Source organism: Methylobacterium sp. E-066, from assembly GCF_022829635.1.
Classification (GTDB): domain Bacteria; phylum Pseudomonadota; class Alphaproteobacteria; order Rhizobiales; family Beijerinckiaceae; genus Methylobacterium.
This window is the reverse complement of the sequence record NZ_JAKSYO010000165.1, coordinates 65,089-89,365: the sequence shown is the minus strand read 5'-3', so window position 1 is coordinate 89,365 and position 24,277 is coordinate 65,089. Positions and strand designations below refer to the sequence as shown.

22 protein-coding genes are annotated in these 24,277 nt (G+C 70.5%); 7 read left to right on the top strand and 15 right to left on the bottom strand.

All coding sequences use genetic code 11. The annotated features are described in order from the left end of the window. Positions 1-238: 238 nt before the first annotated feature. The 8 genes from MKL20_RS22870 to MKL20_RS22835 all read right to left on the bottom strand — a co-directional run bounded on the left by MKL20_RS22870 (position 239) and on the right by MKL20_RS22835 (position 7,229). The gene (locus MKL20_RS22870) at positions 239-1,507 is read right to left on the bottom strand and encodes an MSMEG_0569 family flavin-dependent oxidoreductase (RefSeq protein ID WP_244038588.1); all 1,269 of its coding nucleotides are present in this window, start codon (positions 1,505-1,507) and stop codon (positions 239-241) included. Between the two features lie 39 nt (positions 1,508-1,546). Continuing rightward, positions 1,547-1,828, bottom strand: a complete 282-nt coding sequence (locus MKL20_RS22865) for an MSMEG_0570 family nitrogen starvation response protein (RefSeq protein ID WP_244038587.1) — start codon at positions 1,826-1,828, stop codon at positions 1,547-1,549. Then, complete coding sequence (locus tag MKL20_RS22860) at positions 1,821-2,996, bottom strand: MSMEG_0565 family glycosyltransferase (protein ID WP_244038586.1); 1,176 nt, start codon at positions 2,994-2,996, stop codon at positions 1,821-1,823. Before MKL20_RS22860 ends, MKL20_RS22865 begins: the two co-directional genes overlap by 8 nt. Continuing rightward, positions 2,993-3,988: a sll0787 family AIR synthase-like protein gene (locus tag MKL20_RS22855; protein WP_244038600.1), complete on the bottom strand. Its 996-nt coding sequence runs from the start codon at positions 3,986-3,988 to the stop codon at positions 2,993-2,995. Before MKL20_RS22855 ends, MKL20_RS22860 begins: the two co-directional genes overlap by 4 nt. After that, on the bottom strand, positions 3,988-4,533 hold the full coding sequence (locus MKL20_RS22850) for an MSMEG_0567/Sll0786 family nitrogen starvation N-acetyltransferase (protein ID WP_244038585.1): 546 nt from the start codon (positions 4,531-4,533) through the stop codon (positions 3,988-3,990). Before MKL20_RS22850 ends, MKL20_RS22855 begins: the two co-directional genes overlap by 1 nt. Further along, entirely contained in the window at positions 4,530-5,633 is a 1,104-nt protein-coding gene (locus tag MKL20_RS22845) for an MSMEG_0568 family radical SAM protein (RefSeq protein WP_244038599.1), read from the bottom strand. Before MKL20_RS22845 ends, MKL20_RS22850 begins: the two co-directional genes overlap by 4 nt. Beyond that, on the bottom strand, positions 5,587-6,663 hold the full coding sequence (locus tag MKL20_RS22840; RefSeq protein ID WP_244038584.1) for a Nit6803 family nitrilase: 1,077 nt from the start codon (positions 6,661-6,663) through the stop codon (positions 5,587-5,589). The genes MKL20_RS22845 and MKL20_RS22840 overlap by 47 nt, the downstream gene beginning before the upstream one ends. An 83-nt stretch (positions 6,664-6,746) precedes the next feature. Continuing rightward, positions 6,747-7,229: an MSMEG_0572/Sll0783 family nitrogen starvation response protein gene (locus MKL20_RS22835; RefSeq protein ID WP_058191264.1), complete on the bottom strand. Its 483-nt coding sequence runs from the start codon at positions 7,227-7,229 to the stop codon at positions 6,747-6,749. Between the two features lie 356 nt (positions 7,230-7,585). On the opposite strand from MKL20_RS22835, the gene MKL20_RS22830 reads away from it, so the two are divergent. Then, positions 7,586-9,025: a PLP-dependent aminotransferase family protein gene (locus MKL20_RS22830; RefSeq protein WP_244038583.1), complete on the top strand. Its 1,440-nt coding sequence runs from the start codon at positions 7,586-7,588 to the stop codon at positions 9,023-9,025. A gap of 509 nt (positions 9,026-9,534) precedes the next feature. Here MKL20_RS22830 and MKL20_RS22825 read toward each other — a convergent pair. Further along, positions 9,535-10,179: a hypothetical protein gene (locus MKL20_RS22825; RefSeq protein WP_244038582.1), complete on the bottom strand. Its 645-nt coding sequence runs from the start codon at positions 10,177-10,179 to the stop codon at positions 9,535-9,537. Continuing rightward, entirely contained in the window at positions 10,176-10,817 is a 642-nt protein-coding gene (locus MKL20_RS22820) for a hypothetical protein (RefSeq protein WP_244038581.1), read from the bottom strand. Before MKL20_RS22820 ends, MKL20_RS22825 begins: the two co-directional genes overlap by 4 nt. Before the next feature lie 90 nt (positions 10,818-10,907). Here MKL20_RS22820 and MKL20_RS22815 point away from each other — a divergent pair, with 90 nt between their 5' ends. Further along, a complete protein-coding gene (locus tag MKL20_RS22815; protein ID WP_244038598.1) occupies positions 10,908-11,891 on the top strand; it encodes a hypothetical protein in 984 nt (327 codons plus the stop codon). On the opposite strand, the gene MKL20_RS22810 is transcribed toward MKL20_RS22815, so the two are convergent. After that, positions 11,879-13,057 (bottom strand): glycosyltransferase family 4 protein, encoded by a 1,179-nt coding sequence (locus MKL20_RS22810; RefSeq protein ID WP_244038580.1) that lies wholly within the window; start codon positions 13,055-13,057, stop codon positions 11,879-11,881. The genes MKL20_RS22815 and MKL20_RS22810 overlap by 13 nt on opposite strands. Continuing rightward, positions 13,057-14,097: a glycosyltransferase family 4 protein gene (locus tag MKL20_RS22805; protein WP_313902747.1), complete on the bottom strand. Its 1,041-nt coding sequence runs from the start codon at positions 14,095-14,097 to the stop codon at positions 13,057-13,059. Before MKL20_RS22805 ends, MKL20_RS22810 begins: the two co-directional genes overlap by 1 nt. A gap of 60 nt (positions 14,098-14,157) precedes the next feature. Here MKL20_RS22805 and MKL20_RS22800 point away from each other — a divergent pair, with 60 nt between their 5' ends. The 5 genes from MKL20_RS22800 (at position 14,158) to MKL20_RS22780 (ending at position 20,498) form a co-directional block, all read left to right on the top strand. After that, positions 14,158-16,212 carry an HAD-IIB family hydrolase gene (locus MKL20_RS22800; RefSeq protein ID WP_244038578.1) on the top strand — a complete coding sequence of 685 codons (2,055 nt, stop codon included), beginning with the start codon at positions 14,158-14,160 and terminating at the stop codon, positions 16,210-16,212. Then, entirely contained in the window at positions 16,202-17,104 is a 903-nt protein-coding gene (locus tag MKL20_RS22795; protein ID WP_244038577.1) for a glycosyltransferase family 2 protein, read from the top strand. Before MKL20_RS22800 ends, MKL20_RS22795 begins: the two co-directional genes overlap by 11 nt. 8 nt (positions 17,105-17,112) lie before the next feature. Beyond that, positions 17,113-18,249, top strand: a complete 1,137-nt coding sequence (locus MKL20_RS22790; protein ID WP_244038576.1) for a glycosyltransferase — start codon at positions 17,113-17,115, stop codon at positions 18,247-18,249. Positions 18,250-18,504: 255 nt separating this feature from the next. Continuing rightward, positions 18,505-19,422 carry a glycosyltransferase family 2 protein gene (locus MKL20_RS22785; RefSeq protein ID WP_244038575.1) on the top strand — a complete coding sequence of 306 codons (918 nt, stop codon included), beginning with the start codon at positions 18,505-18,507 and terminating at the stop codon, positions 19,420-19,422. Beyond that, positions 19,419-20,498, top strand: coding sequence for a glycosyltransferase (locus MKL20_RS22780; RefSeq protein WP_244038574.1), 1,080 nt, complete (start codon positions 19,419-19,421; stop codon positions 20,496-20,498). Before MKL20_RS22785 ends, MKL20_RS22780 begins: the two co-directional genes overlap by 4 nt. 496 nt (positions 20,499-20,994) lie before the next feature. Here MKL20_RS22780 and MKL20_RS22775 read toward each other — a convergent pair whose 3' ends face one another. From MKL20_RS22775 to MKL20_RS22765, 3 genes are read right to left on the bottom strand one after another with little or no spacing between them, the layout of a single operon-like run. Beyond that, positions 20,995-22,530, bottom strand: a complete 1,536-nt coding sequence (locus tag MKL20_RS22775; RefSeq protein WP_244038573.1) for an ABC transporter ATP-binding protein — start codon at positions 22,528-22,530, stop codon at positions 20,995-20,997. 5 nt (positions 22,531-22,535) lie between these two features. After that, on the bottom strand, positions 22,536-23,249 hold the full coding sequence (locus MKL20_RS22770) for a cysteine hydrolase family protein (RefSeq protein ID WP_409568188.1): 714 nt from the start codon (positions 23,247-23,249) through the stop codon (positions 22,536-22,538). Further along, complete coding sequence (locus MKL20_RS22765) at positions 23,246-24,274, bottom strand: formamidase (RefSeq protein WP_244038572.1); 1,029 nt, start codon at positions 24,272-24,274, stop codon at positions 23,246-23,248. The genes MKL20_RS22770 and MKL20_RS22765 overlap by 4 nt, the downstream gene beginning before the upstream one ends. Positions 24,275-24,277 lie beyond the last annotated feature (3 nt).

Genomic DNA, 24,277 nt, shown 5'->3' with positions numbered 1-24,277 from the left:
CGGAGATGCGGATACCCAAGGTGTAGCGGGCAGCATTCGACAGGGATGAACCAACCCCATCAAGCCTGATGTGCAAACTCACAGGCTATCCCCTCAGCGTGTGTGAGGGGCAGCGTGGCATCAGGCTTCGAGGCTTAGTCAACCCGCTCCAGAAAGGAAGGGTATGGCGAGGGCGGCTCAAACATGGGCCGAGGCAGCCATCGGTGCCGTACAAGCGGCCGCCCCGACGGCAACCCATCTACACGGCGAACTTCAGGGCGAACCGCTCAGCGCCGAGGCGCGTCTGGATGGTCTGCGCGACGAACTCGGCATCGCGGCCGACCGCGCCGAAGCGGCCCGAGCCCCAGCTATTCAGCCAGGGCAGACCGATGAAGTAGACGCCGTCCTCCTGCGTCACGCCGCGCTTGTGCTTGGGGTTTCCCGCGCCGTTGAACACGGACGCGTCGAGCCATCGGAAGTCCGGCGTGAAGCCGATGCACCAGACGATCGCGGTGATGCCGGAGCCCGCGAGGGCAAGACGGGTGATGGGCTCGCCCGGCTCCCAAACGGGGGTGTAGTGCGCCTGCACCGGAGCATCGACGTTGTTTTCGGTGATGTACTTGTCGATGGCCGCGTTGATGCCGTTGTACGTCCGGTCGGCGCCGTCGAGTGAGCGCTTGAGGTTGTCGCGGAAGCGTAGGCTGCCATCATCGTAATCTTCCAGCACACCGTAGAGCGTCATGCCCTCCTTGGCGAAGCGGCGCAGGTCGATGTCCCGGCCACCGTCGCGGCCGGTCACGTAGTGGTTGGTGTTGTCGCGGACGCCGTCGCGCAGCGGATGGTTGTCGACGGTCATCGCGTAGTAGCCCATATCGGCGAGCCAGGTGACGACGTCGCGGCCCCGGTAGAACCGGGCGCAGCGCGGCGCATCGCCCACCGCGAGATGCACCGCGCGGCCGGCGAGATGCAGGTCTTCGGCTATTTGCGCGCCGGACTGACCTGAGCCCACCACCAGAACCTCGCCCTCCGGCAGTTGGGCCGGGTTGCGATACTGGTTCGAGTGGATCTGCGTGACCGAGCCCGGCAGCTTCTCGGCCATGCGCGGGATGATCGGGGTGTGATAGCCGCCCGAGGCAACCACGACCTCGTTCGCCGTGTAGTCGCCGTCCGAGGTCTGGACCGAGAAGACGCCGTCTTCGCGCCGTTCGACGCGTGTGACCGCGACACCCTCGCGGATCGGCGGATTCACCTTCGCCACGAAGCCCTTCAGGTACGCGACGATCTCGTCCTTCTTCATGAACCCGTCCGGATCCGGCCCATCGTAGGGATGGCCGGGCAGGTCGCACTGCCAGTTCGGCGTGACCAGGCAGAACGTGTCCCAGCGCTGGCTCGACCACGTGTGCGCGGCCGTATGCTTCTCGAAGACGAGATGATCGATCCCGCGCTGCTTCAGGTGATAGCTGACCGAGAGACCGGCCTGGCCACCGCCGACGATGGCGACCGGGACGTGACGGGGCGTGGACGTCATGGCTCTAACTCCGCGATGTTCCGAGGGGAGGCGCCGGGTTCAGGGTTCGAAGGTCTCGACCGTGACGAGGCCCCCGGGGTCCTGCCGCTTCGCCGCGGTCTCGATCCGGGCGCACTGGGCCATCGCCGACGCGCACGCGAAGCCGTATTTCTCGCGCACCCGCTCGCTCGCGATGGTGAGGGCCGTGCGGGTCTTCTCGACGAAGTCGTCGAGGGCGTAGCTTTCGCCGACCGCGAGGAAATCCTTCACGACGAGGGAGGGCGAATAGCAGGCCTCGCGCCTTCCATCGGGCCAGCGGATGTGGAAGTGCATCTCAGGCATGGATCGGCTCCCGTTCGACGCGGGCGCAGGCCGCGTAGGTATCGAGGTGACGCTCGGCGCAGGCGCGCCAGGAATGCGCGGCGGCCCGGGTCGAACCGGCCGCGCGCAGCCGCGCGCGCGTCATCGGTGCCAGGGCGGCCGTCATGGCGTCGGCGATGTCCCGGGGATCGCCGGGATCGACGAAGAGGGCGTCGTCGCTCCGGAGGTACTCGGTGAAGGGCGGCCGGCGCGAGACGATCGTCGGGGTGCCGCAGGCCATCGCCTCAAGCACGCAGAGCCCGAAGCCCTCCGTCCAGGATGGAAAGGCGAGAACGTCCGCTCTGCGATAGAAGGCCGGCATCTCCTCCTGCGAGACGGGTCCGGTCTCGATCACGGCCTCGCCGCCCCCGACCACAAGCCCATGTGTCCTCAGCGCGGCGCGGCAGCGTGCGCCGTAGGCGGCGTGGTCGAGGAGTGATGCGCCGCCGACAACTACGAGCTGCGCCTGGGGGTGGCGTCGACGCAGGAGCGCGAAAGCGTCGATGATCCCGGCCGTGTTCTTACGCGCCTCGAAGCCGCCGACGCTCAGGACGACCGGCCCGGCACCGAGGCCCCAGCGCTCCTTCACGATCGCGTCGGCTTCGGTCGGCGCCTCTCGATAGGCCGCCAGGTCCACGCCGTTCCCGACGACGCCGATCTCCGTACCGCGATCGTCCGCGATCCGGTCGGCCCAGGTGCGGCTGACACAGAGCAGGCGCGTGGCCTCACGAATGGAGCGATCCTGCCAGTCCGCCAGCACCGGGTCGGAGAAGCTGTCGACGTGGTGGACCGTGCGCACGAAGCCGGGGATCAAGCGGCGGTGCTTGAGGGTCGCGAGCGCATTGCCGCCGATGCCGCAATGGGCGTGAAAGACGTCGAAGTCACAGGCGGCGGGCGACGCGAAGTGGCGCAGGTAATCGGCGATGCGCGCCCGCACGCGGTCGACCGTCGTGCCGGCCACCGGCTTTGCGGCCACCGAGACCGTCGGGCAGGCGGCCGCGCGAAAGAAGCCGCGCCCGGACGGATCGGGCGCGTGGACCACCGCCTCATGCCCGAGCGCGCACAGGGCCTCGGCCAGGGCGAGGCAGTGCGCGACGCCGCCCCGTGGATTGGTGGAATGGGTCAGGATGGCGATGCGCAGGGCCGTCATCGGAGGGCACCCATGCCATCCTGGCCACAGCCGATCAGCGGGCTGACCGCGAAGTCCCAGACCACGGCCTCTTCGCCGGAGGCGTCGCGCACCCGGGCGACCCGGCTTGCATCGAGCTGACCCACCGTGGCGACGGCGATGTCCCGTTCGGCGAACCGCGCGCGGACGGCGGGCGTGCAGTCCGGGCGCACGCTCAGAAGGTAGCCGAAGCTCGGGAAGGCGGTGAGCCAGCGGGCGAGCGGCACATCGGCCGGCCGCGGGATCGCGTCGAGGTCTATGACACCACCGACATTCGAGCATTCCAGCAGCATCAGGGCGGTGCCGACGACACCCGCCATGCTGATATCCTTGGCCGCCCGGCACAGACCGCTCTCCGCCAAGCCCGGCAGCAACGCGAGATCACCGCGCAGACGCTCGCCCGCCCTGCCGGTCGAGGCGTCCCAGTACGGGTATGGGTCGCGGAAGCGTCCGCGCAGGTCGATCGCCGCGACGAGGTCATCGCCGGGCGCCGCGTCGAAGCTCGTGAGCAGGCGCGGGCCGGCCCGGCCGAGCACGGCGACCGCGAGGTTGCCCGCCTGGGCTCGGGTATTGGTGTGACCGCCGACGATCGGGACGCCGTAGAGCGCGGCCGCGTCGGACAGGCCAGCCAGGATCGGGTCCGCCGCCGCGGCGTCCCGGCTCCACAGCGCGTCGACCACCGCGAGCGGGCGCCCACCCATCGCGGCGATGTCGCTGAGGTTGACCATGATGCCGCAATAGCCAGCGAAGTACGGATCGGCCGCGACGAAGCTGTCGAGGAAGCCCTCGATGGCGAACAGCAGGTGTCCGTCGCCATCCGGTATCGCGGCACAATCGTCACCGACCGGCACCGCGGCGTGCCGGCTGTTCAGTCCCAGCCGCTCGACCACGGCATCGATGTCGCGCTTGTGAGCGACGCCGCGCGCCTCACGGATCTGGCCGGCCAGGGCCTGGAGGTCGAAGCCCGCATTCATCACGCGGCCCTGCGGAACGTGACGAGCCCGTGCTCCGGGTCGTGCATCGGCGGGTAGGCCGCGAGGTCTGCTTGCATCAGGTGATGCGGCCGCCCGTGCAGCTCGATCGCGTCGAGGCTCGTCCAGTGGAGGGCCTGGAACAACGGGACGTTCCGATCCTGCACATGGGCCAGGAACCGCGTGCAGCCCCGGGCATGGGCCGAGGAGACCGCGACCTGGATGAGCCCGGCGCCCAGGGCGGCGGTGCCGCGGAACGCTCCGGCGACGGCCAAGCGCGAGCCCCACCACGCGCCGGGATGCTCCTGACCTTCGTGGATGCGCACGGTCCCGACGACGGCGTCGGCGTCGCCGCCGAGCGTCGAGAGGGCACAGATCGGGATCGCGTGCGCGTCGACCGCGTCCCGGTCGTCTTCGGTGAAGATGCGCTGCTCCGCGCAGAAGATCTGCCGGCGCAGGGCCGCGCAGGCGTTCCGCTCCCATGAACTCGTGGCGAACTTGATGCGGAAGTGGCTCGGCCAGTAGGGCGGCACGGGCTCGAACATCATGAGACCGCCCCCGCGCTCTCGTAGGTGGAGAGCGCCGAGCAGGCGCCGCAGCGCCCGCATCCGGCCTTGATGTCGGTCGAGCGAAGATCCGCGCCGACCAGCATGTCCGCGAGGGGTTTGAGGATGCCGTGCATGAAGTCGGGACCGGGTGCCGGGTGGCTCTCCAGCGGGGTGCCCGAGATCGGCACGAACGGCACCACGAACGGGTAGACGCCCATCCCGATCAGGCGCTCGGCCATCTCCAGGATCGCCTCCGGGGCGTCCCCCAGCCCTGCCAGGATGTAGGTCGAGACCTGGCCTCGCCCGAAGACGGGAACGGCGGCCTCGAAGGCCGCGTAATACCGCTCCAGCGGCACGCTCGCCTTACCGGGCATGATCCGGGCCCGGACCTCGGGCGTGACGGCCTCCAGGTGCATGCCGAGGGCATCGATGCCCGACGCTTTCATCCGCTCGAACCAGCGGTCGTCATCCGGCGGCTCACACTGCGCCTGGATCGGCAGGTCGACCGCGGCCTTGACGGCAAAGGCGCTCTCGCAGAGCACGGCGGCGCCCCGGTCGGTCGCGTTCGGGGTGCCGGTCGTCATGACCATGTGCTTCACGCCGTCGAGGAGCACGGCGGCGCGGGCGACCTCGGCGAGCTGTTCGGGCGTCTTGTGCGCGACGGTGCGACCGGCGGCGAGCGATTGGCCGATCGAGCAGAACTGGCAGGTCTTCGTGCGGCTTGCGTAGCGGATACAGGTCTGGAGCACGGTGGTGGCGAGCACGTCCCGCCCGTGCAGAACGGCGATCTTCGCGTAAGGCACGCCGTCGAAGGTCGAGAGCGCGTAGAAGCGCGGCTTGCCCGGGAAGGTCGCCTGCCCGATCACCACGCCGTCATGCTCGATCACAGAGACCCCGTTTGCATCCGGGCGGCGGACCAGGAAGGGCGACTCGAAGGCGGCCTCGGTGTGGACCGGCACCATCACGGTCCGGCCCGCGATGGTCATGGCCTTGTGGTCCGACGGACCGGCCCCGCCGCGGCGGCTCGGCGCCCCGGCGCGGCTGTCGGCGAGCCTAACGCCGTAAGACTGCAACGCGTTGATCAGGCGCTCCGTCGGCATCCCGACCAGGCCCGCCACGACCGGCGGGAACGCGGGAAGGCTCGTCGGAAGCGGGCTGCTGCTCATGGTCGAGACTCCGGAAATCGGTCTGGGAATGGATCGGCTGGTGCACGAACGAGGCCGGACGGTCGTCGTGGAGCAGGCTGAGGAGTTCGGGCCGGGCGTAGTGGCCGACCGAGTCCATCATCCGCTTGCGCTTGGTCACCAGCGCCAGGTCCATGTCGGCGATCAGGATGCCCTCGCCGGCGCCCAGCGGCTCCGCGAGGTGCTTGCCTTCGGGCGAGACGATGGCGGTGCAGTTGCCGCCGCGGCAGGCGCCGCGCAGGCGCTCGTCCGGGCAGACCTGTGCCACCTGCTCTTCGGTGAGCCAGCCCGTGGCGTTGACCACGAAGCAGGCCGCCTCCAGAGCGTGGTGGCGGATCGTCACCTCCATCTGGTCCGCGAAGATCTGGCCCACGAGCGAGCCCGGGAACTGCGCCGCGTGGATCTCCTCGTGGCGCGCCATCAGGGCGTAGCGGGCGAGCGGGTTGTAGTGTTCCCAGCAGGCCAGCGCGCCGACGCGCCCCACCGTCGTGTCGACCACGGTGAGGCCGGCGCCGTCGCCCTGACCCCAGATCATGCGCTCATGATAGGTCGGCGTGATCTTGCGGCGCTTGAGCTTGAGGCTCCCGTCGGCGTCGAAGACCAGCTGCGCGTTGTAGAGCGAGCCGTGATCGCGCTCGTTGACCCCGAGCACGATGACCGCCCCATGCCGGCGTGCGGCGGCGGAGACCGCCTGGGTCACGGGGCCCGGTACCGTCACGGCCCGCTCGTAGAGGCGCAGGTGCTCGGCGCCCTGCATCGCCGGCGGCAGCACGAAGGAGAAGTAGGGGTAGTAGGGCACGAAGGTCTCGGGAAAGACCATGAAGCGCGCGCCCTTGGCGGCGGCCTCGTCGATGGCATTGAGCACCCGTTCCAGAGTGCCGTCCGGCCGGTCGAGGTCGGGCGCGATCTGGACGGCGGCGGCCCGCACGATCCGGCTGTCTGACATGGGAGATCCTCCGGCTGTGAACGGCGGCCACGTCGTGCGCGGCCGCCGGATGCGACGTCCCGGACTGGAGGCCAAAGGGCCGGTCAGACGGTCCAGGTGTCGATGATCACCGCGTTGTCGCGCTTGTGCAGGAGGATGCAGTCGAGGACGTCGAGGGGATTGATCATGCGGATGCCCTCGATGAAGGCGGCCTCGCCGTGGCCGTAGAGGGCCTGGGTCGAGAACCGGCAGGCGTAGACCTTGCCACCCTCGGCCATGAACTTCTCAAGCTGGTTGTTGAAGTTGAGGTGCCCGGGAAAGGCCTCGTCGCCGAGCCGTGGGAAGCCGCGCTGGACGCCCAGCGTGATGCCCGGGCCGTAGAGAAGGATGGAGGTCTCGAAGCCCTTGCGCTGCAGGCGCGTGGCCTGGAGCAGGTTGACGAGGCCGATGGAGCCCTCGAACGCGACGGTATGGAAGGTGACCAGCGCCTTCTGGCCCGGCTCGGCCTTGACGTCCTCGAAGACCTTCTCCTCGTAATCGACCAGGAAGTCGCCCTTCTTGTGAGGCTCGCGGTTCACAGCAGGCATTGATCTCTCTCCTCGAAGGATTGGACCGCGGAAGACTGAACTTCGAGCGGCCATAAACCATTCGTGGCAAGCGGTGTGCCAGAGGACTTCAATCAATCGGCCATACAAGGTGTCGGAGCGACATTCATACAATAATGCGATCAATAGGGCTGGCTCGGGCATATCGGCGTCGAGCCCAGCGCCTAATTATCGGGCTAGATACGAGTACACAATTGCCAAAGGATGCCCATTTACGGATCCAAGATTGTCGGCATTGTATGGATGCCGGAGAATGGTCATTCGGTGCGTGATCGCGGTACGGCTATTGCAAGCCATACAATCAAGCATTGATCGCATCATAATCTGGGCCGCTACGAATGACTTCGCCCGAGCGAAACGAACGACCGAACCCGCAGAGGGGCGGGACCGGGGCCTGGACGCCGGATTTGAAGCGGTGGGGCAAGCCGCATTACCTCGCGATTGCGGAGGCGTTGGCCGACGACATCCGGACGGGGCGCCTGACGGTGGGAACGCGCCTACCGACCCAGCGCGCCCTCGCAGAGGCGCTCGATCTGAACTTCACGACGGTTTCACGCGGCTACGTCGAGGCCCATAAGCGCGGACTGATCGAGGGACGCGTCGGCCAGGGGACCTTCGTGGTCGATCCGGCGCGCCCGCCCCGTTCGACCGCTGCCGCGGCAGCGCGTCGGATCGGTCCGGTCGATTTCACCATGAACCTGCCCCCCGAGCCCGACGCGCCGGCCCTGCAGGCGCGCATGCAAGCCGCGTTCGCGGACCTGTCCGGCAATCTCTCCAACCTGCTGCGCTACCAGGGCTTCGGCGGGACCGAGGAGGACAAGGAGGCGGCTCTGCGCTGGCTGAAAGGCCGCGGGGTCGTCACGTCCCGCGAGCGTCTGCTGATCTGCCCGGGAGCCCACAGCGCCCTGTTCGGCATCCTGGGGCAGGTCGCCCGGCCGGGCGACACGATCTGCGCCGAGCGGATCACCTATCCCGGCATCCGCGCACTCGCCGCGCATTTGCGCCTGCGCCTCGTCGACCTGCCCATGGACCGATACGGGGTCGACCCTGATGCCTTCGCCGCCGCCTGCACCAAAGTGGCCCCGAAGGCCATCTACCTGAACCCGTTGCTGCAGAACCCCACCACCGCGACCCTGCCCAGGACGCGGCGCGAGGCCGTTATCGCGGTTGCGCGGCGATACGCCGTCACCATCATCGAGGACGACGCCTACGCCCGCATCTGCCCGACCCCGCCGCCGAGTTTCGCGGAACTCGCGCCGGAGATCACCTACTACGTGGCGGGTCTCGCCAAGTGCCTGGGTGCCGGACTTCGGCTCGCCTTCCTGGTCGCCCCGAGCGCCCGTTCCGCCCTGCCGCTCGGAGGCGCACTCCGGGCCGCAACCGTCATGGCCTCGCCGATCTCCACGGCCCTGGCGACGCGGTGGATCATGGACGGCACGGCGGAGGCCATCGTGCAGTTCGTTCGCGAGGAATCGGCCGCGCGCCAGCGCATCGCAACCGCGATGCTGCCCGCCGGGACCTACACCGCCGATCCGCATGCCTTCCACGTCTGGATCACGCTGCCGGAGGGCTGGACGCGCTCGGCCTTCGCCAGCCAAGGTCGATCGGCCGGGCTCGGCGTCATCGCCAGCGACCCTTTTTGCGTCGCGGGCACGCCGCCGGAGGCGGTCCGTCTCTGTCTTGGCGGCCCCTCCACCCGGCAGCAGATCACGCACGGACTGGAAGTGCTCGCCCACGCCCTCGAAGGCTCGCCGGCCCTCGCCTCAGCCTACATCTGACCCATCCGAGCCGGGTACGGGTCGAAGCGCTCGATGATGTGCTCGGCGGCCGTAACCTCGACCTGCCGGATGGCGGCGGGGAATGACGACAACGATGAGCACAGGGTCAAGGGTTTTCGGATCATTGGCCCAGCAGGCGACGGCGGCCTATTCAAGATCTTAAAGCAAATGGCTCACTACAACGTATGAGTATTTGTTTTCGAGATACGACCTTGAACCGTTGAATGTACGAAACGGGCGCAGAACGGCCGCCCGAAGCTGGCCGAACACGGACGGGCGGCTTTCAAGCGAAATGCGGTCGAAAACGGATGCTTTGGACGAGGCCTTGCCCTGCGAATGGACGGCGCAAAATTGTCTGCACCCGGGAGGATTTGCCCCAATCCAACGTCCGAAAAGAGGGCCGCCGGGGCGGTGTGCGGAAGAATTGCCGGTCTTGGCGCCTCTCATTCCTCCCGGCGAAGCTTAAACATGCGGTGAGATCCAGCCGAACGGAATAACTCGCGGACGGTTCAGGTTCCGGCCCATGCCGCGTGGACGGGGCCGGTGGCCGTATCCGGCTTCGCGGCGCCGATGAAGATCACCACCGGGCCGTGCTCAGCGCGCCGGGGATCGTAGAAGTCCAGCAGGCCCGGATGGATCCGCTGGATAAAGTCCGGAGACGGGCCGTCCCGGCTGAGCAAATGGTCGATGACGACCTGATCGCCGTGCACGGCGTTCGGCACGGGGCCGCAGGATCCCGGCCTCATCCAGCGCGCGGGCTCGGCCGCGAACGTCGCGTAGAGGCCGGCGAGTTCGTCCCCGTTCCAGCGCATGAGGGCGCTGGAGAGCCGTCCACGGTGGAAATAATCCTCCATGGCGGCAAGGCCCGGCCGGGCCAGGGCGTCGGCCGGTCCGGTGAGGACGGTGTCGAGATCGCATAGGAGAGTCGTGCCGTCGGTGAGGCCGGGGCGGAACGACTCCATCTTCGCCCACCAGGCGGGCCAGTCGTGCCGCAGCGGCACCCGCTCGACCCCAGCCACTGCCAGCGGCAGGTCGGTCAGGCAGAGGATCCGGTCGACGGCCGGCGCGTGGCGGCGCACGCCGCGAGCGAGGCGCTCGACCCAGGACGCGTCGTAGCGGCCGCCGCTCTTCAGGACGGTGATCAGCGTGGTCATGGCGCGTCCGTCGCGTCGGGCGGATGCAAGCGCAGGCGCCCGGCCGCTTCGGCCTCGGCGAACCAGGCTCGCTCGGCCGCCCAGGGATGGCCGGGCCAGCCGGCGAAGCCGAAGCCGTGGATGTCGGCCGGGCCGGAATCCGCCGGGCGGTCGCGCAGCAGCGCGAGGCTCACCAGGAAACCGGTACTCGGGTTCGGGCGCTCGTTCGTCTGGGGCGCGAGCCGGCGCCTCGCCTCAAGGTGCAGGGTCTCGGGCAGGAGATGGATCGGCTTGCCGAGGGGGCGCAGCAGCGCCAAAGCCTCGCGGGTCCAGCAGATCGGCTCGGGTTCGTTCGCCTCTGCGGGCAGCATTGGGAACGGCAGGATGAACGCCTCGGCCTGCCGGATTACCGGGCGGTCCAAAAACCCAGGGTCGGCCAGCCATTCGCGCATCTGGCCGCCCCGATTGACCAGGGCGAGATGCGTGACGCGCGAGCCGGTGGGCCCGCCGAAGCCGGAGGCGTTGTTGAAGCGCACGACCTGCGCGGCCGCGTCGATGGCGCGCGCCACCGGGCCGATCCCGGGCGCGTTGCCGACGATGGCGAGGGACGCGCGCGGGTCTGCACGCTCCGCGCGGAGGGGATCGATGGCGAAGGACATGGGCGGCGGGGGCGTGAGGAACAGCCAAGGTATGGCGCCGGCTCCGCGCCGCCAGGGCGCCGCGACAAACCGGAAGCCGGGGTGATGCGGATGCGCCGCTGCTTCGTCTGCGCCGCCGCCATGCTGGCGCCGAGCGTCCGGGCGCTCAATTTCCCGGGCGGGCGCCAACGCCTGTTCCCAATCGCTTGCGGCTCCTGCGGCGTCCTGATCGAGCCGGATGCGGACCCAGAAAGATGCTGGCGGGATCTCGCTGGGCGCTTGGCTGCGCCCGTCTTCGTCCCCGACCCGGAGGCGGGCTACGGCCTCGACCTCTACACCCTGCGCAGCGCCGCGACCCGGCTCGGCCGCGGTGTCCACCCGCTCGGCGAAGCGGACCGCGTTGCCCTGCTGCAACCTCACAGCCTGCGCGCCGCGGAAAGTGCCCTGTACGATCTCGACGGCGCGGAACAGCGCCTGGTCTCGCTCGGCGTGATCTGCCGCGCGGCCGAGCGGGATTCCGTGTTGGCGGCTCTGTCGGCGCAGGCCGCCTGGACCGCGGATGTCGCGATCCTGCTCGACGGACCCGCGGCCCCGGCTCGGGCCGTGCCGGTACCAAGCTTTGCCCCCGGCGCCGTGCGGGTGGCGGCCAGGCCGCTCGCGGGCGATTTCGCCGCCCAGCGCAACGCGCTGCAGGATCTTGCCCGCAACGCATGGATGCTGCAGCTCGACGCCGACGAGGCCCTCGATCCCGCGACCGGCGCGCGTCTCCCCGCGCTGGCGGCCCTGGCCGAGGCCGGCGACGTCGTCTCGGTCGGGCTTCCCCGGCGCAACTGCGTCGACGGCATCCTGTCGGATATCTACCCCGACGTGCAGTACCGGCTGAACCGCACGGCTGTCCGCTATGCCGGCCGGGTACACGAGCGGCCGGTGCTGCCCGGTGGCTGGCCGCAGAGCTTCATCGCGCTCCACGGGGCGATCGACCACACGCTCACCGGAACCCATGTCCGGGCGCGCTCGCAACGCTATGAAGCACTGGATCCGGGGCGCGGGCGGCCCGAGGAGCGGGACGCGCTGCTGCAGCCCTACCGCGCCTGAGCGATCGCCCGGCGGTAGAGGTCGAGGGTCTGCCGCCCCAGGCTCGCCCGGTCGAACCGGCCGGCCGCATCCAGGGCCCGGACCCGGTAGGCCGAGCGCAGGGTGGGATCGCGCAGGAGCGGGCGTAGGGCCTCGGCGAGCGCCGGACCGGTGGCCGCCTGCGCCAGCGGCCCCGCCCCCGGAACGCCCACGAAGGCCCGGGCGCTCGCATCCTCGGCGCAGGCCACCACCGGCCGGCCATAAGCCAGGGCTTCCTGGTAGACGAGGCCGAAGCTTTCGTAGCGCGACGGCGCCAGCACGACATGCGCGCCCGTATAAGCCGCGGCCAGGCCCTGCGCGTCGATCCGGCCGCGGGCCCGGATGCGACTGCGGGCGGCCTCGGACAGGTCCGCCGGGAGGTCGCCAGGCGGTACGCCGACGAGATCGAGATGGAACGGCGGCAGGGTGCCCCGCGCCTGTTCTCCGGCCAGGATCGCCGCCGCGTCGAGCAGGGCGTCGAACCCCTTGCGCGCCTCGGCCCGGCCGACGAATAGCAGTCGCACCGGCCCGTCCCCGTCCGGATAAGGGGCTGCCCGGGCGGCGGCCGCGATCGCCGGCGGCAGGCTGAGGCCGATCACCGCCTCCGGCTGGCTTCCCGGCAGCCCGTAGGCCCGCGCGATCACCGCCGCATGCGCCGCCGTGTTGGCGATCAGCCCGGCGCTGCCCCTGGCCTGCCAGCGCTCCAGGCGATCGGCGGCGGCGCCGTCGAGGCGATCGCGCAGGCCGGGGCGTCCGTCGCGGGTGAAGGCGGCGGGCGTCGAGCTACGGGTCACCAGGGGCAGGGCCCGACGTCCAGTGAGCAGGCAAGCCGGGGCGTACCAGTTCGTCGCCTCGACCACGGCGAACGGCGTCAGCGCATGCTCGGTCAGGACTGCCCTGCGGAAGGCCAGCGGCGCCGCGAGATGGCCGACCGTTCCCCATCGGCGCAGCCGCGCCAGACCGCCCGCCGGCGACAAAGCGAGCCCGACCACGGTGACGCCGCCGACCCGCTCCCGGCCGGTCCGATCGAGGGTGAACACCGTCACGTCCGCCCCCGCCTCGGCGAGGCTTTCGGCGATCTCGCGGGCCGCTGTGGAGAGTCCGCTGGGTGACGGCGGGTAATCCCACGCCAGGAGCGCCGTGCGCATCAGGCGGCGAGGAGGCGGTGGTAGAGGGCGAGGTATTCGCGCGCCATGCGCTCGGCGGTGAAGCGCTCTTCGAAGCGCCTGCGAATGGCCGCGCGGTCCAGGCTCCCGACGCGGCGCAACGCCGCCACCGCCTCGGATTCGGATTCGACGACGAACCCCGTAACGCCATCGTCCACGATCTCCGGCACGGAGCCGCGGTTCCAGGCGATAACCGGTGTGCCGCAGGCCATCGCCTCGATCATCACGAGGCCGAACGGCTCGGGCCAGTCGATCGGGAACAGCAGCGCCCGGGCGCTGCCCAGCAGTTCCCCCTTCTGAATGTCGTCGACCGGCCCGAGATAGGTCGCGTCGTGTCCGAGCAGCGGACGCACCTGCCGGTCGAAATAGTCCGGGTTGCCGACATCGATCGTGCCGCCGAGGCGGATCGGCATCCCGGCCGCCCGGGCGACGCGGATCGCGGTGTCCGGGCGCTTCTGGTCGGTCATGCGCCCGACGAAGGCGAGATGCGCCTCCGGCTCGGCCTGGAAGGCGTAGCGGTCCCGAGCGATACCGTGATGCACGATCCCGGCCCGGTTGGAGGCCGGGATGCCGGCTTCCTGCGCCGCCGAGATCGCCGCCACCGGCAAGTCTGGGAAGCCGGCAAAGAACAACGCCCGGTCGAGCTCGTCCACCCGCCAATGCACCGTCGTCAGGCTGCGCCGCCGGGCCGCACCGAGCAGCGCCGCATGCGCGAACTCGCCGTGGCTATGCACGATGTCGAAGTTATCGAGCCGCAGCCGCAACGCCTCCAGTTGCAAGGCATCCAGGGCGGCCGGGACCCCGGCCGCGACGCGCCCGTGGCGCTGCTCGAGAGCCGCGAGACTCGGGTAATCGCCGACGCGCGGTAAGTCTGTCGCACTGTCCGAGGGTGCGAACAGTGTTACTTCCACGCCCAAGCTTCGCAGCGCCGTGCTGAGATCATGCACAACCCGCTCGGTGCCGCCGTGATGGTTTGGGGGAACGGGAAAAATGTTCGGTGCGACCTGGGCTACACGGATCACGGCGCTCTCTTCACATGCGTTAATTTTGCGGGAGCGGCTGACAGCTTCAGCAAACGCCTGATGTTCGTCCTCCACGTCGCCCTGCAGGGCTGCCTGCGCGGGCGCGATGTCGTCTACGGCCTCACCGCGGATACCGGCGGCCACATCCGCTACCTGCTGGATCTCGTCGCCGCCTCGGCGCAGGATTTCGGCGTGGCGGAGATCGTGGTGGCGACGCGCTTGTTCCACGGGCCGCCCGGCCCGGATTACGCCGTGCCCGAAGAGCGGATCTCCGACAAGGTCAGGCTGGTGCGGCTCCCGAGCGCGGCGCCGGGCTACCGGTCCAAGGAGGCGATGCATGAGGAGGTCGCGCGGTTCGCCGAGAACCTCGTCGCCTGGATCGGCACCCAGACGCGTGCGCCCGACCTGATCCACGCCCATTACGCCGACGCCGCCGCGGTGGCGGCGATCGTGGAGGCGCGGCTCGGGATCCCGTTCGTGTTCACCGCCCACTCGCTCGGGCGGGTCAAGGCCGCGATGCTTGGCGGGGACGCCGCCCATGCCCCCGACCTCGTCCGCCGGATCGCCACCGAGGAGGCGGCCTTCGCCCAGGCCACCCTGGTCATCGCCTCCTCCCGGGACGAGGCCGAGGTCCAGTATGCCGGCTACGACGCCTACAATCCCGGCCGCGTCCGCGTCGTGCCGCCGGGCAGCGACCTCGCGCGCTTCGCCGCCGCCGAGCCGCATCCCCGGGTCGATGCCCTGATCGACCGCTTCCTGGACGATCCCGCCAAGCCGCCGCTCCTGGCCCTGGCCCGGCCGGTGGCGCGTAAGAACCTCGCGGCCCTGGTCCAGGCCTACGGCGATAGCCCGGAGCTCCAGGCCCGGGCCAACCTGGTGATCGTGGCCGGCACACGCGGTGACATCGACGCCCTCGACGGCGACATGGCCGCGACGATGCGCGACTTGCTGGTTCTGATCGACCGCTACGACCTCTACGGCCGCGTGGCCTACCCGAAGACGCACCGGCCCGACGACGTGCCGGCGATCTACGCCTATGCCCGCGCGCGCGGCGGCATCTTCGTCAATCCGGCGCTGAACGAGCCCTTCGGCCTCACCCTGCTGGAGGCGTCGGCGGCCGGCCTGCCGCTGGTCGCCACGGACAGCGGCGGCCCCAACGACATCGTCGAGACCTGCGGCAACGGGCTCCTGGTCGATCCCCGCGATCCGGAGGCGATCGCGCGGGCCTGCCTGTGCATCCTGGCCGATCCGGCACTGCGCGCCCGCTACGTCGCGGGCGGGGCCCGCGCCGCGGCGGCCTACGATTGGGACCGGCACGCCGCGCGCTACCACGCCCTGTTGCGGGCGCTGCTTGCCCCGGAGCCGCCCCTGCGGACGCCCTGGCAGCTTCTGGTCTGCGATATCGACAACACCCTGGTCGGCTGCGAGGCGGCGCTCAGCATCTTCCGGCGCTGGCGCAGCCAGCAGGCGGGCCTGGCCTTCGGGGTCGCCACCGGCCGCTCGTTCCACAGCGCCATGGCGGTGCTGGAGCAGCAGGCGAGCCCCCGGCCGCAGGTGATGATCACCTCGGTCGGCTCCGAGATCTACCATCTCGACGCCAACGGCGTGACCTACACGGCCGATGCCGCCTGGCGCGCGGCCATCGCGGGCGGCTGGGACCGGGAGGCTTTGCGCGCGGCGCTCGCCGGCATCGACGACCTCCTGCCCCAGGGACCCCTGGAGCAGCGCCCGTACAAGCTGAGCTATTTCGGCGGGGCCGCCGCCGCCCGCCGGGTGAGCGCGCATCTCGCCGAGGCCGGCCTCGGCGCCCGGGTGATCCACAGCCACGACCGCTACCTCGATGTCCTGCCGGCGGCGGCCTCGAAGGGCACGGCGGTGGACCATGTCCGCGCCCTCTACGGCCTGCCCGAGCGGGCGGTGTTCGTGGCCGGGGATTCCGGCAACGACGTCGAGATGCTGCGCGCCCGGGTGCAGGCGATCATCGTGGCGAACTATTCCGACGACCTCGCCAGCAACGCGGCGCTGCAGCACTCCTACGTCGCCCGGGCCTCGCATGCCCGCGGCATCATCGAGGGCGTGGCGCATTTCCGCCGGATGCTGGCCCATGCCTCCTGACAGTCGGCCTCCTGAGCCGCCCTCGGCGAGCGTGCTCACCCTGGTGCGCGGCCGCGCCGGGTGCCTGCGCAACCTGATGCGCGGCCTCGCCCGCCAGACCGTGCACCCGCGCGAGCTGGTGATCGCCTGGATGCAGCCTGAGCCGGCTCCCGGCCTGCCCGATCCCGGCTGCCCGGTGCGCCATCTTCACGTCCCGGGCGAGCCGATGCCGCTGGCCGCCGCGCGCAACCGCGCCGCCGAAGCCGCCGCCGGCGACCTGCTGATCTTCCTCGACGTGGATTGCATCCCGGCCGCCGGCCTGGTCGGCGCCTACGCGGCGGCGGCCTCCGGGGCAGAGGGCCTGTTCCTCGGCGAGGTCCTGTACCTGCCGCCGAAGGCCGGCCCCGATCTCGACGATGTCCGCCTCGACGATCCGGCCCTCGACCGCCTCGGCCGCCCCCATCCGGCCCGGCCCCCGGTTCCGGAGACGGGCCTGCGCCGGGAGCCCGATCCTGGCCAGCTCTGGGGGCTGTCCTTCGCCCTGCACGCCCGGGCCTGGCGCTCGGTCGGCGGCATGGACGAGGACTTTACCGGCTATGGCGGCGAGGAGACGGACTTCGCCGCCCGCCTCGCCGCCACCGGGTTGCCGACCTACTGGGCCGCAGGGGCGCGGGCCTACCATCAGCACCACCCGGTCCATGTGCCGCCGCTGCAGCATTTCACGCCGATCCTGGCCAACGCCGCGCGCTTTCGTGCGCGCCACGGGCGCTGGTGCATGACCTACTGGCTCGGCCAGTTCCGCGCCGCCGGGCTGATCGACTGGAACGACGACGCCCCTGCGATCCGCCTGATCCGCCCGCCCACCGCCCCGGAGATCGCCGCGGCGCTTCGGCCCGGCGCCCTGTTCTCGTGACGCAGACCATGAAGAAGCCGATCGCGTTCTTCGTCCACCACCAGGGCCGGGGCCACGCCAACCGCACCATGGCGGTCGCCGCCGAATTCGCCCGCGATCGCCCGGTCTCGGTGCTGACAGCCGGCCCGCACCTGTTCGACGGCTTCGCCCGCGACATCGAGATCGTGCCGCTGCCCGACATGATCGGCGCCGCCGTGCCGACCCCGCGCCTCTACGCAGAGCCGACCCCGCAGGTGATGCATTGCGTGCCGCTGGGGCTCGCCCCGATGCGCCGGACCATGCGGGCCATCCTCGACCATCTCGACGACCGCGCGGTCGGCCTGTTCGTGGTCGACGTCTCGGCCGAGATCGCGCTGCTCGCCCGGATCGCCAGCGTGCCGGCGGTGCAGATCCGGATGCACGGCGACCGCTCCGATATCGGCCATGTCGGCGCCTACGAGGCCTGCGTCGGGATGCTGGCGCCGTTCGATGCCCGGCTGGAGCAGGCCGACTACCCGTCCGCGCTGCGCGCCAAGACCTTCTACAGCGGCGGCCTGTGCACCAGCCTCGACCGCATCCCCGACCGCGCGGAGGCGCGGGCGAAGCTCGGCCTCGACCCGCAGCGCGAGATCGTCGTGGCGGTGACCGGCGGCGGCGGCAGCGGCACCCCCTACGCGCCACTCACCGTGGCGGCGCGGGCCGAGCCCGACGCCCTGTGGCTGACCCTCGGGCCGACCCACCGGGAGGGCCACGAGACCGATTTCGCCAACCTGCGCGAGTTGGGCTGGGTGCCCTCCGTCACCGACTACCTCGCGGCCGCCGACATCGTGATCGCCTCGGCGGGTGACAACACGGTTCACGAGGTCGCCCGGGTCGGCGGCCGCCTGATCGTGATGCCGGAATGGCGCTATTTCGCCGAGCAGACTCGCAAGGCCGAGGCCCTGGTCCGGCTCGGGGCCGCCGTCCAGGCCCCCGCCTGGCCGGGCGACCTCCAGGGCTGGCGCGACCTCCTGGCCCGCGCCCGCGCCCTGGACGGCGCTGCGCTGCGCGACCTCTACGCCCCGGACGCCGCCCGGCGCGCCGCCGGCTGGCTCGAAGGACTGACCGACGCGCTCTGGCAGGGCGCCGAGGAGCCCGGCCCCCTGCGCATCGCCGCGCCTCCGTGATCGGGCCCCCCTTGGGATCTGCAGCCGACATAGGTTCGAGGCGCAATCGCTTTTTCAGGCCTCGACGCGCCCCCTCTCCCGTGCGGGAGAGGGTTGGGGTGAGGGACCAGGTCTTTCCGGAGAGGCCGCACCCCTCACCCTGTCCCTCTCCCGCACGGGAGGGGGGACCGGCGCCCTTCCCGGGCAACGTCAAAGCCCGATCGACGACGAAACCCGTATCGCCCCCGTACCCATCAGCCGGAGCCCGACCGTCGCATGTCCACCGTTTCCGTCGTGACCCTGGCCAAGGGTCGGCCGGCGCATCTGCGCAACGTGCTGCGCGGCCTGGAGCGCCAGACCCAGGCCCCCGCCGAGTTCATCGTCGCGGTGATGCAAGACGAGCCCTACGACCTGCCCGAGACGGCGTTTCCGGTCCGCCAGATCCGGGTTCCGGGCCGCGAGCTGCCGCTCGCCGCCGCCCGCAACCGCGGCGTGGACGCGGCCATCGGCGACGGCATCGTCTTTCTGGACGTCGACTGCATCCCGGCCCCCGACCTCGTGGCCGATTACGCGCGCGGGCTCGCCGAGCTCGACGGCCTGCTGATGGGCGAGGTCCTGCACCTGCCCGAGCGCGCCACCGCGGGCGCCTGGCGCTACGCCGACCTCGCGGCGAGCGCGGAGCGGCATTCCGACCGCCGCGGCCCGCCGGCCTCCGGCATCGAATTATGCAACGATTACCGCTGCTTCTGGTCGCTCAACTTCGCGATCCGGCGGGACACCTTCCTGGCGCTGGGCGGCTTCGACGAGCGCTACACGGGCTATGGCGGCGAGGACACCGATTTCGGCAAGATCCTCGACCAGAGCGGCACCCCGATCGCCTGGATCAAGGGCGCGCTGGCCTATCACCAGTACCACCCGCACCACATGCCCCCGATCCACCACCTCGACAGCGTCGTGCGCAACGCCGAGCTGTTCGAGGCCAAGTGGGGCTACCGGACCATGGGCCACTGGCTCTACGCGTTCCGGGTCATGGGCCTGATCGATGACACGCCCGACCGGCCGATCCGGATCCTGCGCCGCCCCGATGCCGACGACCTCGCCCTGACCGGGCAGCAGAGCCACCAGCCCTACACCAACTCCGCCTCCGTCATCCGGTATCTGGAATCCCGGGTCGGCGCGGCGGCGACCGCGTGAGGATCGCGCTCCTCGCCCATATCCGCCACCCGGTCGCGCCGCCCTTCACGGGGGGCATGGAGGCCCATAGCTGGCACCTCGCCGAGGGTCTGACGGCCCGCGGCCACGACGTCGTGCTGTTCGCCTCCGGCGACAGCGATCCGCGCTTCGCGATCGACGCCGTGGTCCCGGTGCATCACGAGCGCGTCTTCCCGGGCCTCGAGCATCGCGGCGATCCGGGGCTGCGGGCCCATGTCGATGCCGGCTACGCGGCGGCCTGCGACCGGATCGCAGCGGGTGGGTTCGACGTGCTGCACAACAACAGCCTGAGCCGGCTGCCCCTGGAGCGCCGGCGGACCGGACAGGTCCCCACCGTCACCTCGCTGCACGTGCCGCCCTACGACGCCCTGCGCGGATTCGTGCACGCCAGCCTTGGGCTGGGGCACCGGATCACCGTGACCTCGCAGGCCCAGCTCCAGACTTGGTGGCCCGCGGGCGCACCGCCGGAGGTGTCGGTGCTGCACAACGGCGTCGACCCCGCGGCCTGGCCGTTCCGGGACCGGGGCGACGGCAGCGCCGTCTGGTCCGGGCGCCTGGCGGCGATCAAGGGCGCGCATCACGCGATCGCGGCGGCCAGGCTGGCCGGCATCCCGCTGACCCTGTACGGCCCGATCGAGGAGCCCGATTACTGGGCGGATCGGATCGCCCCGCAGCTCGGCGGCCCGATCCGCTACGGCGGCCATCTCGACGGCCGAGCGCTCGCCGCAGCGATAGGTAGCGCTTCGGTGTTCCTGTTCACCCCCTGCTGGGACGAGCCGTTCGGGCTGGTGGCGATCGAGGCGATGGCCTGCGGCCTGCCCATCGCCGGCCTCGCCAACGGCGCCGCGCCGGAAGTGGTCGGCGAGGCCGGATGCCTCGTTCCGGAAGGGGACGATGCCGATCTGGCCCGGGCGATCGGCGTGGCGCTCGCCATCCCGCGCACGGTCCCGCAGGCCCGGGTCCTGCGCCTGTTCAGCCGCGACCTGTGGCTCGACCGCTGCGAGGCGCTCTACGCGCAGGTCCGCGCCGGACCCGCTCCGGCCACGTGGGTCGGCTGAAGCTGCCCGGATTGCGTTACAACGTACGATCGCTCTTGGGCATCGGGGACGACAGTCGGGATGACGAGGTTTGGCGCGAATCCGTCATGCGTAGCGATCCAAGCGAACGTCCGGTTTCTTGACTTTGCTTCCCGGAAGTAGACCGGCGGAAATTCACCCGATCCAGCCATTTAGAAGCGCCTATCGACTGGAATAAAAGTGGCCGAGAGCGGAATGGCAGATTCGGCGCAGATCAACCAGGGAAGAAGACTTGATAGTTGGGCCGTGACGAAGCCCGAAGACTGCACCGGCGGGGATGCCGGCGGGGGCGGTGTAACTCTGAGCCTCGGCGGCCGTGTCGGCCGCCTATGAAACGGCGAGGACGGAGGCGGCGAGCAGGCGGCTCATGGTGGGCTCCATCGATCCGGTGGGGCGACGGCCCGTTGCCGTCATCGGATGCCGTCACGATGGTCCTGTCCCAACCCCGCGAAAACCCGAAACGAATGGATGGACACGTTCAATGGTGCCCGGCCATGTGCCGGCCGATCGTTCCGATCTCGGCCGTTGCGGCAGCCGTCTCGTAGACTAGGCGCCCGTCCGACATCACGACGATCCGGTCCGACAGTTCCAGGATCTCGTCGAGGTCTTCGCTGATCAGGAGGACCGCCGCGCCGGCATTGCGGGCGGCCACGATCCGTGTGCGGATCTCCGACACCGCCGCGAAGTCGAGGCCGAAGCAGGGGTTGACTACGATCAGGAGATCGACCGGGTCGGTCAACTCGCGTGCGAGCACCGCGCGCTGCACATTGCCCCCTGACAGGGTCGCGATCGGCGCCTCGGAGGAGGCGGTCTTCACCTTGAAGCGCGCGATCAGGTCTTTGGCGCGCCGGGTCATCGCCCCCCTGTCGAGCCACAGGGTCGGCGGTCCGGACGGGTCCTCGCCGCGCCGGTCGAAGGCGCGGAAGGCGAGATTTTCCGCGACCGACATCCGCGGGGCGCAGGCATTGCGCAGGGGCTCCTCCGGGATGAAGCGCACGCGCCGCGCCCGGCTCTGCGCGCGCCGGCCGGTATAGGGCTCGCCCGCCACCGCGACGCGCCCGCCGGCTGCGCGGATCTGGCCGCCGAGCACGTCGGCGAGTTCCTTCTGGCCATTGCCGGAGACGCCCGCGATGCCGACGATCTCCCGCGCCCGGACGCGCAGATCCGCGATCGCGATGCGGCGCAGGCCCGAGGCGTCGGTGGCGTCGAGCGCCTCGATGCGCAGGATCTCCCGCGCCGCGTCCGGCACGCCGATCCGGGCTGCGATCGGGCGCACGACCCGCTCCCCGATCATCATCGCCGCCATGTCGTCGCGCGAGAGATCGCCAACCGCGCCGCCGCCCACCAGCCTGCCGCGGCGCAGGACGCTCAGCGAGCGGGCGAAGGTCTCGACCTCGCGGAACTTGTGGCTGATCATCAGCACGGTGAGGGCGCCGCGGTCGGTCATGGCGCGCAGGAGCCCCAGCACCCCCTCCGCCTCGTCGGGCGTGAGCACCGAGGTCGGCTCGTCGAGGATCAGGAAGCGGGCCTTGAGATAGAGCTGCTTGACGATCTCGAGCTTCTGTTTCTCGCCCGCGGCGAGTTCCGCGACCGGCCGGTCGAGGTTCAGCCGGAACGGCATCCCGGCCATGAAGGCCGAGAGCGCCGCGCGCTCGGCCTTCCAGTCGAGGATCGCCGGCGCGTCGGCGCGGCTGATCACGAGGTTCTCCGCCCCCGTCAGAGACGGCACCAGCGTGAAATGCTGGTAGACCATGCCGAGGCCGCGCGCCTGCGCGCCCTTCGGGTTGGTGATCTCGGCCTCGCGCCCGTCGACCAGGACGCTGCCGGCGGTCGGCGCGTAGAAGCCCATCACGCACTTGACCAGGGTCGACTTGCCCGCGCCGTTCTCGCCGAGCAGAGCGTGGAAGCCGCCGGCCTCGATCTTCATCGAGACGTCGTCGAGCGCCGCGAAGGCGCCGAAGCGCTTCGTCATACCGATCGTCTCGACGCCGATGGCGCCGGGCGGGGTGTCCATCGCGCTCACCCCATGGCCTGGAGGATCGCCGCGGAAGCGGCGACGGCACCGAAGATGCCCCCCTGCATCGTCACCATCCGCAGCGCCGCCTCGTGGTTGCTGCGATCGGTGGCGGCGGTGCCGTCGGAGACGATCACGCACTCGAAGCCGCGGTCGTTGGCCTCGCGCATCGTGGTGTGGACGCAGACGTCGGTGGTGATGCCGGTCAGGATCAGGTTGCGGATGCCGCGCTTGTTGAGGATCAGCTCCAGGTCGGTCGCACAGAACGAGCCCTTTCCGGGCTTGTCGATGACCGGCTCCCCGGGCAGCGGCGCCAGCTCGGCGATGATCTCCCAGCCCGGCTCGCCGCGCACCAGCACCCGGCCGCAAGGGCCGGGATCGCCGATCCCCGCCCCGATCCGGCGCGAGCGCCAGCGCTTGTTGGCGGGCAGGTCCGCGAGGTCCGGGCGGTGGCCCTCGCGCGTGTGGATCACGTGGTAACCGTTGGCCCGCGCCGCCGCGAGCAGTTCCGCGATCGGTCCGATCGGAGCGCGGGTGAGCGCGAGGTCGTAGCCCATGGCGTCGACATAGCCGCCCGGCCCGCAGAAGTCGGTCTGCATGTCGATGATGACCAGCGCCGTGTTCCCGGAGCGCAGGTCGCCGTCATAGGGCCAGGGGTAGGGCTCGGACGCCACGTAGGTGCCGGCGGCGGTCTCGCTGGCGAGCGGGATCACGCTCACTCCGCCGCCTCCCGCGAAGCCGGCGTCTGCGCCGCGCCGTAGGAGCGGGTCGGCGCCGGGAAGCCGCAGCCCGTGCCGTCGACGACCTTCACCGCGTCCTCCCACGGCAGCGCGTACCGGCCCGCGGCGAGGTCGTGCATGTAGGTGTAGGGGCAATCCTGGGCGCCGCCCTTCACGGCCGTGTAGCCGCGATGGCCGAGCTGGTAGATGTTGTTCTCGACGCCCCAGTGAATGCGCGCCTCGCGCACGAGATCGGGCCGCACCTCGGCCGTGATGATCTCGTCGACGCGGCCCGTGGTCCCGTGGGCGATCACCGACCCGTCGAAGTTGCAGATCATGCCTTCGCCCATCGAGTCGAAGGCACCATCCGAGCCGCACATGCAGACGCTGGCGGTGATCATCAGGTTGCAGAAGGCGTTCGACTGGTTGGTGAAGCGCCAGGATTCACGGATCGGCGCCGTATAGCCGGCCGTGCGGATCATGATCTCGGCGCCCTTGTAGGCGCATTCGCGCGCCATTTCCGGGAACATGCCGTCGTGGCAGATGATCAGGGCGATCTTGGCGCCCCGGGGACCCTCGATGACCGGGATGCCGATATCGCCGGGCTCCCACGGCTCGACCGGCACCCACGGATGCATCTTGCGGTAATAGAGCTTCACCGTCCCGGCATCGTCGATGATCAGCCCGGAATTGAACGGGCTGCCATCCGGGTTGGCCTCCATGATGGAGAAGCAGCCCCAGATCCGGTTGTCGATGCAGGCTTTCTTGAAAGCCGCGACCTCGGGACCGTCGAGACGGCACAGGATCTCCGGATCGGTGTCCATCGACAAGCCGTGCAGGGCGTATTCGGGGAAGACGACGAGGTCCATCGTCGCGAGGTTGGTCCGCGCCTTGGCGACCATGGCGACGATGCGGTCGGTCTGGGCGGCGAGGTCGGCCATCGTGGCGATCCGCGGCAATTGGAGCTGCACGAGCCCGATCACGACGCCGTTGGGAGACTTGTTCAGTCCGCCGAGTCCGTTCATGGC

Excerpts from the sequence above, each read along its gene's own strand:
- MKL20_RS22870 (WP_244038588.1), bottom strand. The coding sequence starts at position 1,507 with ATGACGTCCACGCCCCGTCACGTCCCGGTCGCCATCGTCGGCGGTGGC.
- MKL20_RS22865 (WP_244038587.1), bottom strand. The coding sequence starts at position 1,828 with ATGCCTGAGATGCACTTCCACATCCGCTGGCCCGATGGAAGGCGCGAG.
- MKL20_RS22860 (WP_244038586.1), bottom strand. The coding sequence starts at position 2,996 with ATGACGGCCCTGCGCATCGCCATCCTGACCCATTCCACCAATCCACGG.
- MKL20_RS22855 (WP_244038600.1), bottom strand. The coding sequence starts at position 3,988 with ATGAATGCGGGCTTCGACCTCCAGGCCCTGGCCGGCCAGATCCGTGAG.
- MKL20_RS22850 (WP_244038585.1), bottom strand. The coding sequence starts at position 4,533 with ATGATGTTCGAGCCCGTGCCGCCCTACTGGCCGAGCCACTTCCGCATC.
- MKL20_RS22845 (WP_244038599.1), bottom strand. The coding sequence starts at position 5,633 with ATGCCGACGGAGCGCCTGATCAACGCGTTGCAGTCTTACGGCGTTAGG.
- MKL20_RS22840 (WP_244038584.1), bottom strand. The coding sequence starts at position 6,663 with ATGTCAGACAGCCGGATCGTGCGGGCCGCCGCCGTCCAGATCGCGCCC.
- MKL20_RS22835 (WP_058191264.1), bottom strand. The coding sequence starts at position 7,229 with ATGCCTGCTGTGAACCGCGAGCCTCACAAGAAGGGCGACTTCCTGGTC.
- MKL20_RS22830 (WP_244038583.1), top strand. The coding sequence starts at position 7,586 with ATGACTTCGCCCGAGCGAAACGAACGACCGAACCCGCAGAGGGGCGGG.
- MKL20_RS22825 (WP_244038582.1), bottom strand. The coding sequence starts at position 10,179 with ATGACCACGCTGATCACCGTCCTGAAGAGCGGCGGCCGCTACGACGCG.
- MKL20_RS22820 (WP_244038581.1), bottom strand. The coding sequence starts at position 10,817 with ATGTCCTTCGCCATCGATCCCCTCCGCGCGGAGCGTGCAGACCCGCGC.
- MKL20_RS22815 (WP_244038598.1), top strand. The coding sequence starts at position 10,908 with ATGCGCCGCTGCTTCGTCTGCGCCGCCGCCATGCTGGCGCCGAGCGTC.
- MKL20_RS22810 (WP_244038580.1), bottom strand. The coding sequence starts at position 13,057 with ATGCGCACGGCGCTCCTGGCGTGGGATTACCCGCCGTCACCCAGCGGA.
- MKL20_RS22800 (WP_244038578.1), top strand. The coding sequence starts at position 14,158 with ATGTTCGTCCTCCACGTCGCCCTGCAGGGCTGCCTGCGCGGGCGCGAT.
- MKL20_RS22795 (WP_244038577.1), top strand. The coding sequence starts at position 16,202 with ATGCCTCCTGACAGTCGGCCTCCTGAGCCGCCCTCGGCGAGCGTGCTC.
- MKL20_RS22790 (WP_244038576.1), top strand. The coding sequence starts at position 17,113 with ATGAAGAAGCCGATCGCGTTCTTCGTCCACCACCAGGGCCGGGGCCAC.
- MKL20_RS22785 (WP_244038575.1), top strand. The coding sequence starts at position 18,505 with ATGTCCACCGTTTCCGTCGTGACCCTGGCCAAGGGTCGGCCGGCGCAT.
- MKL20_RS22775 (WP_244038573.1), bottom strand. The coding sequence starts at position 22,530 with ATGGACACCCCGCCCGGCGCCATCGGCGTCGAGACGATCGGTATGACG.
- MKL20_RS22765 (WP_244038572.1), bottom strand. The coding sequence starts at position 24,274 with ATGAACGGACTCGGCGGACTGAACAAGTCTCCCAACGGCGTCGTGATC.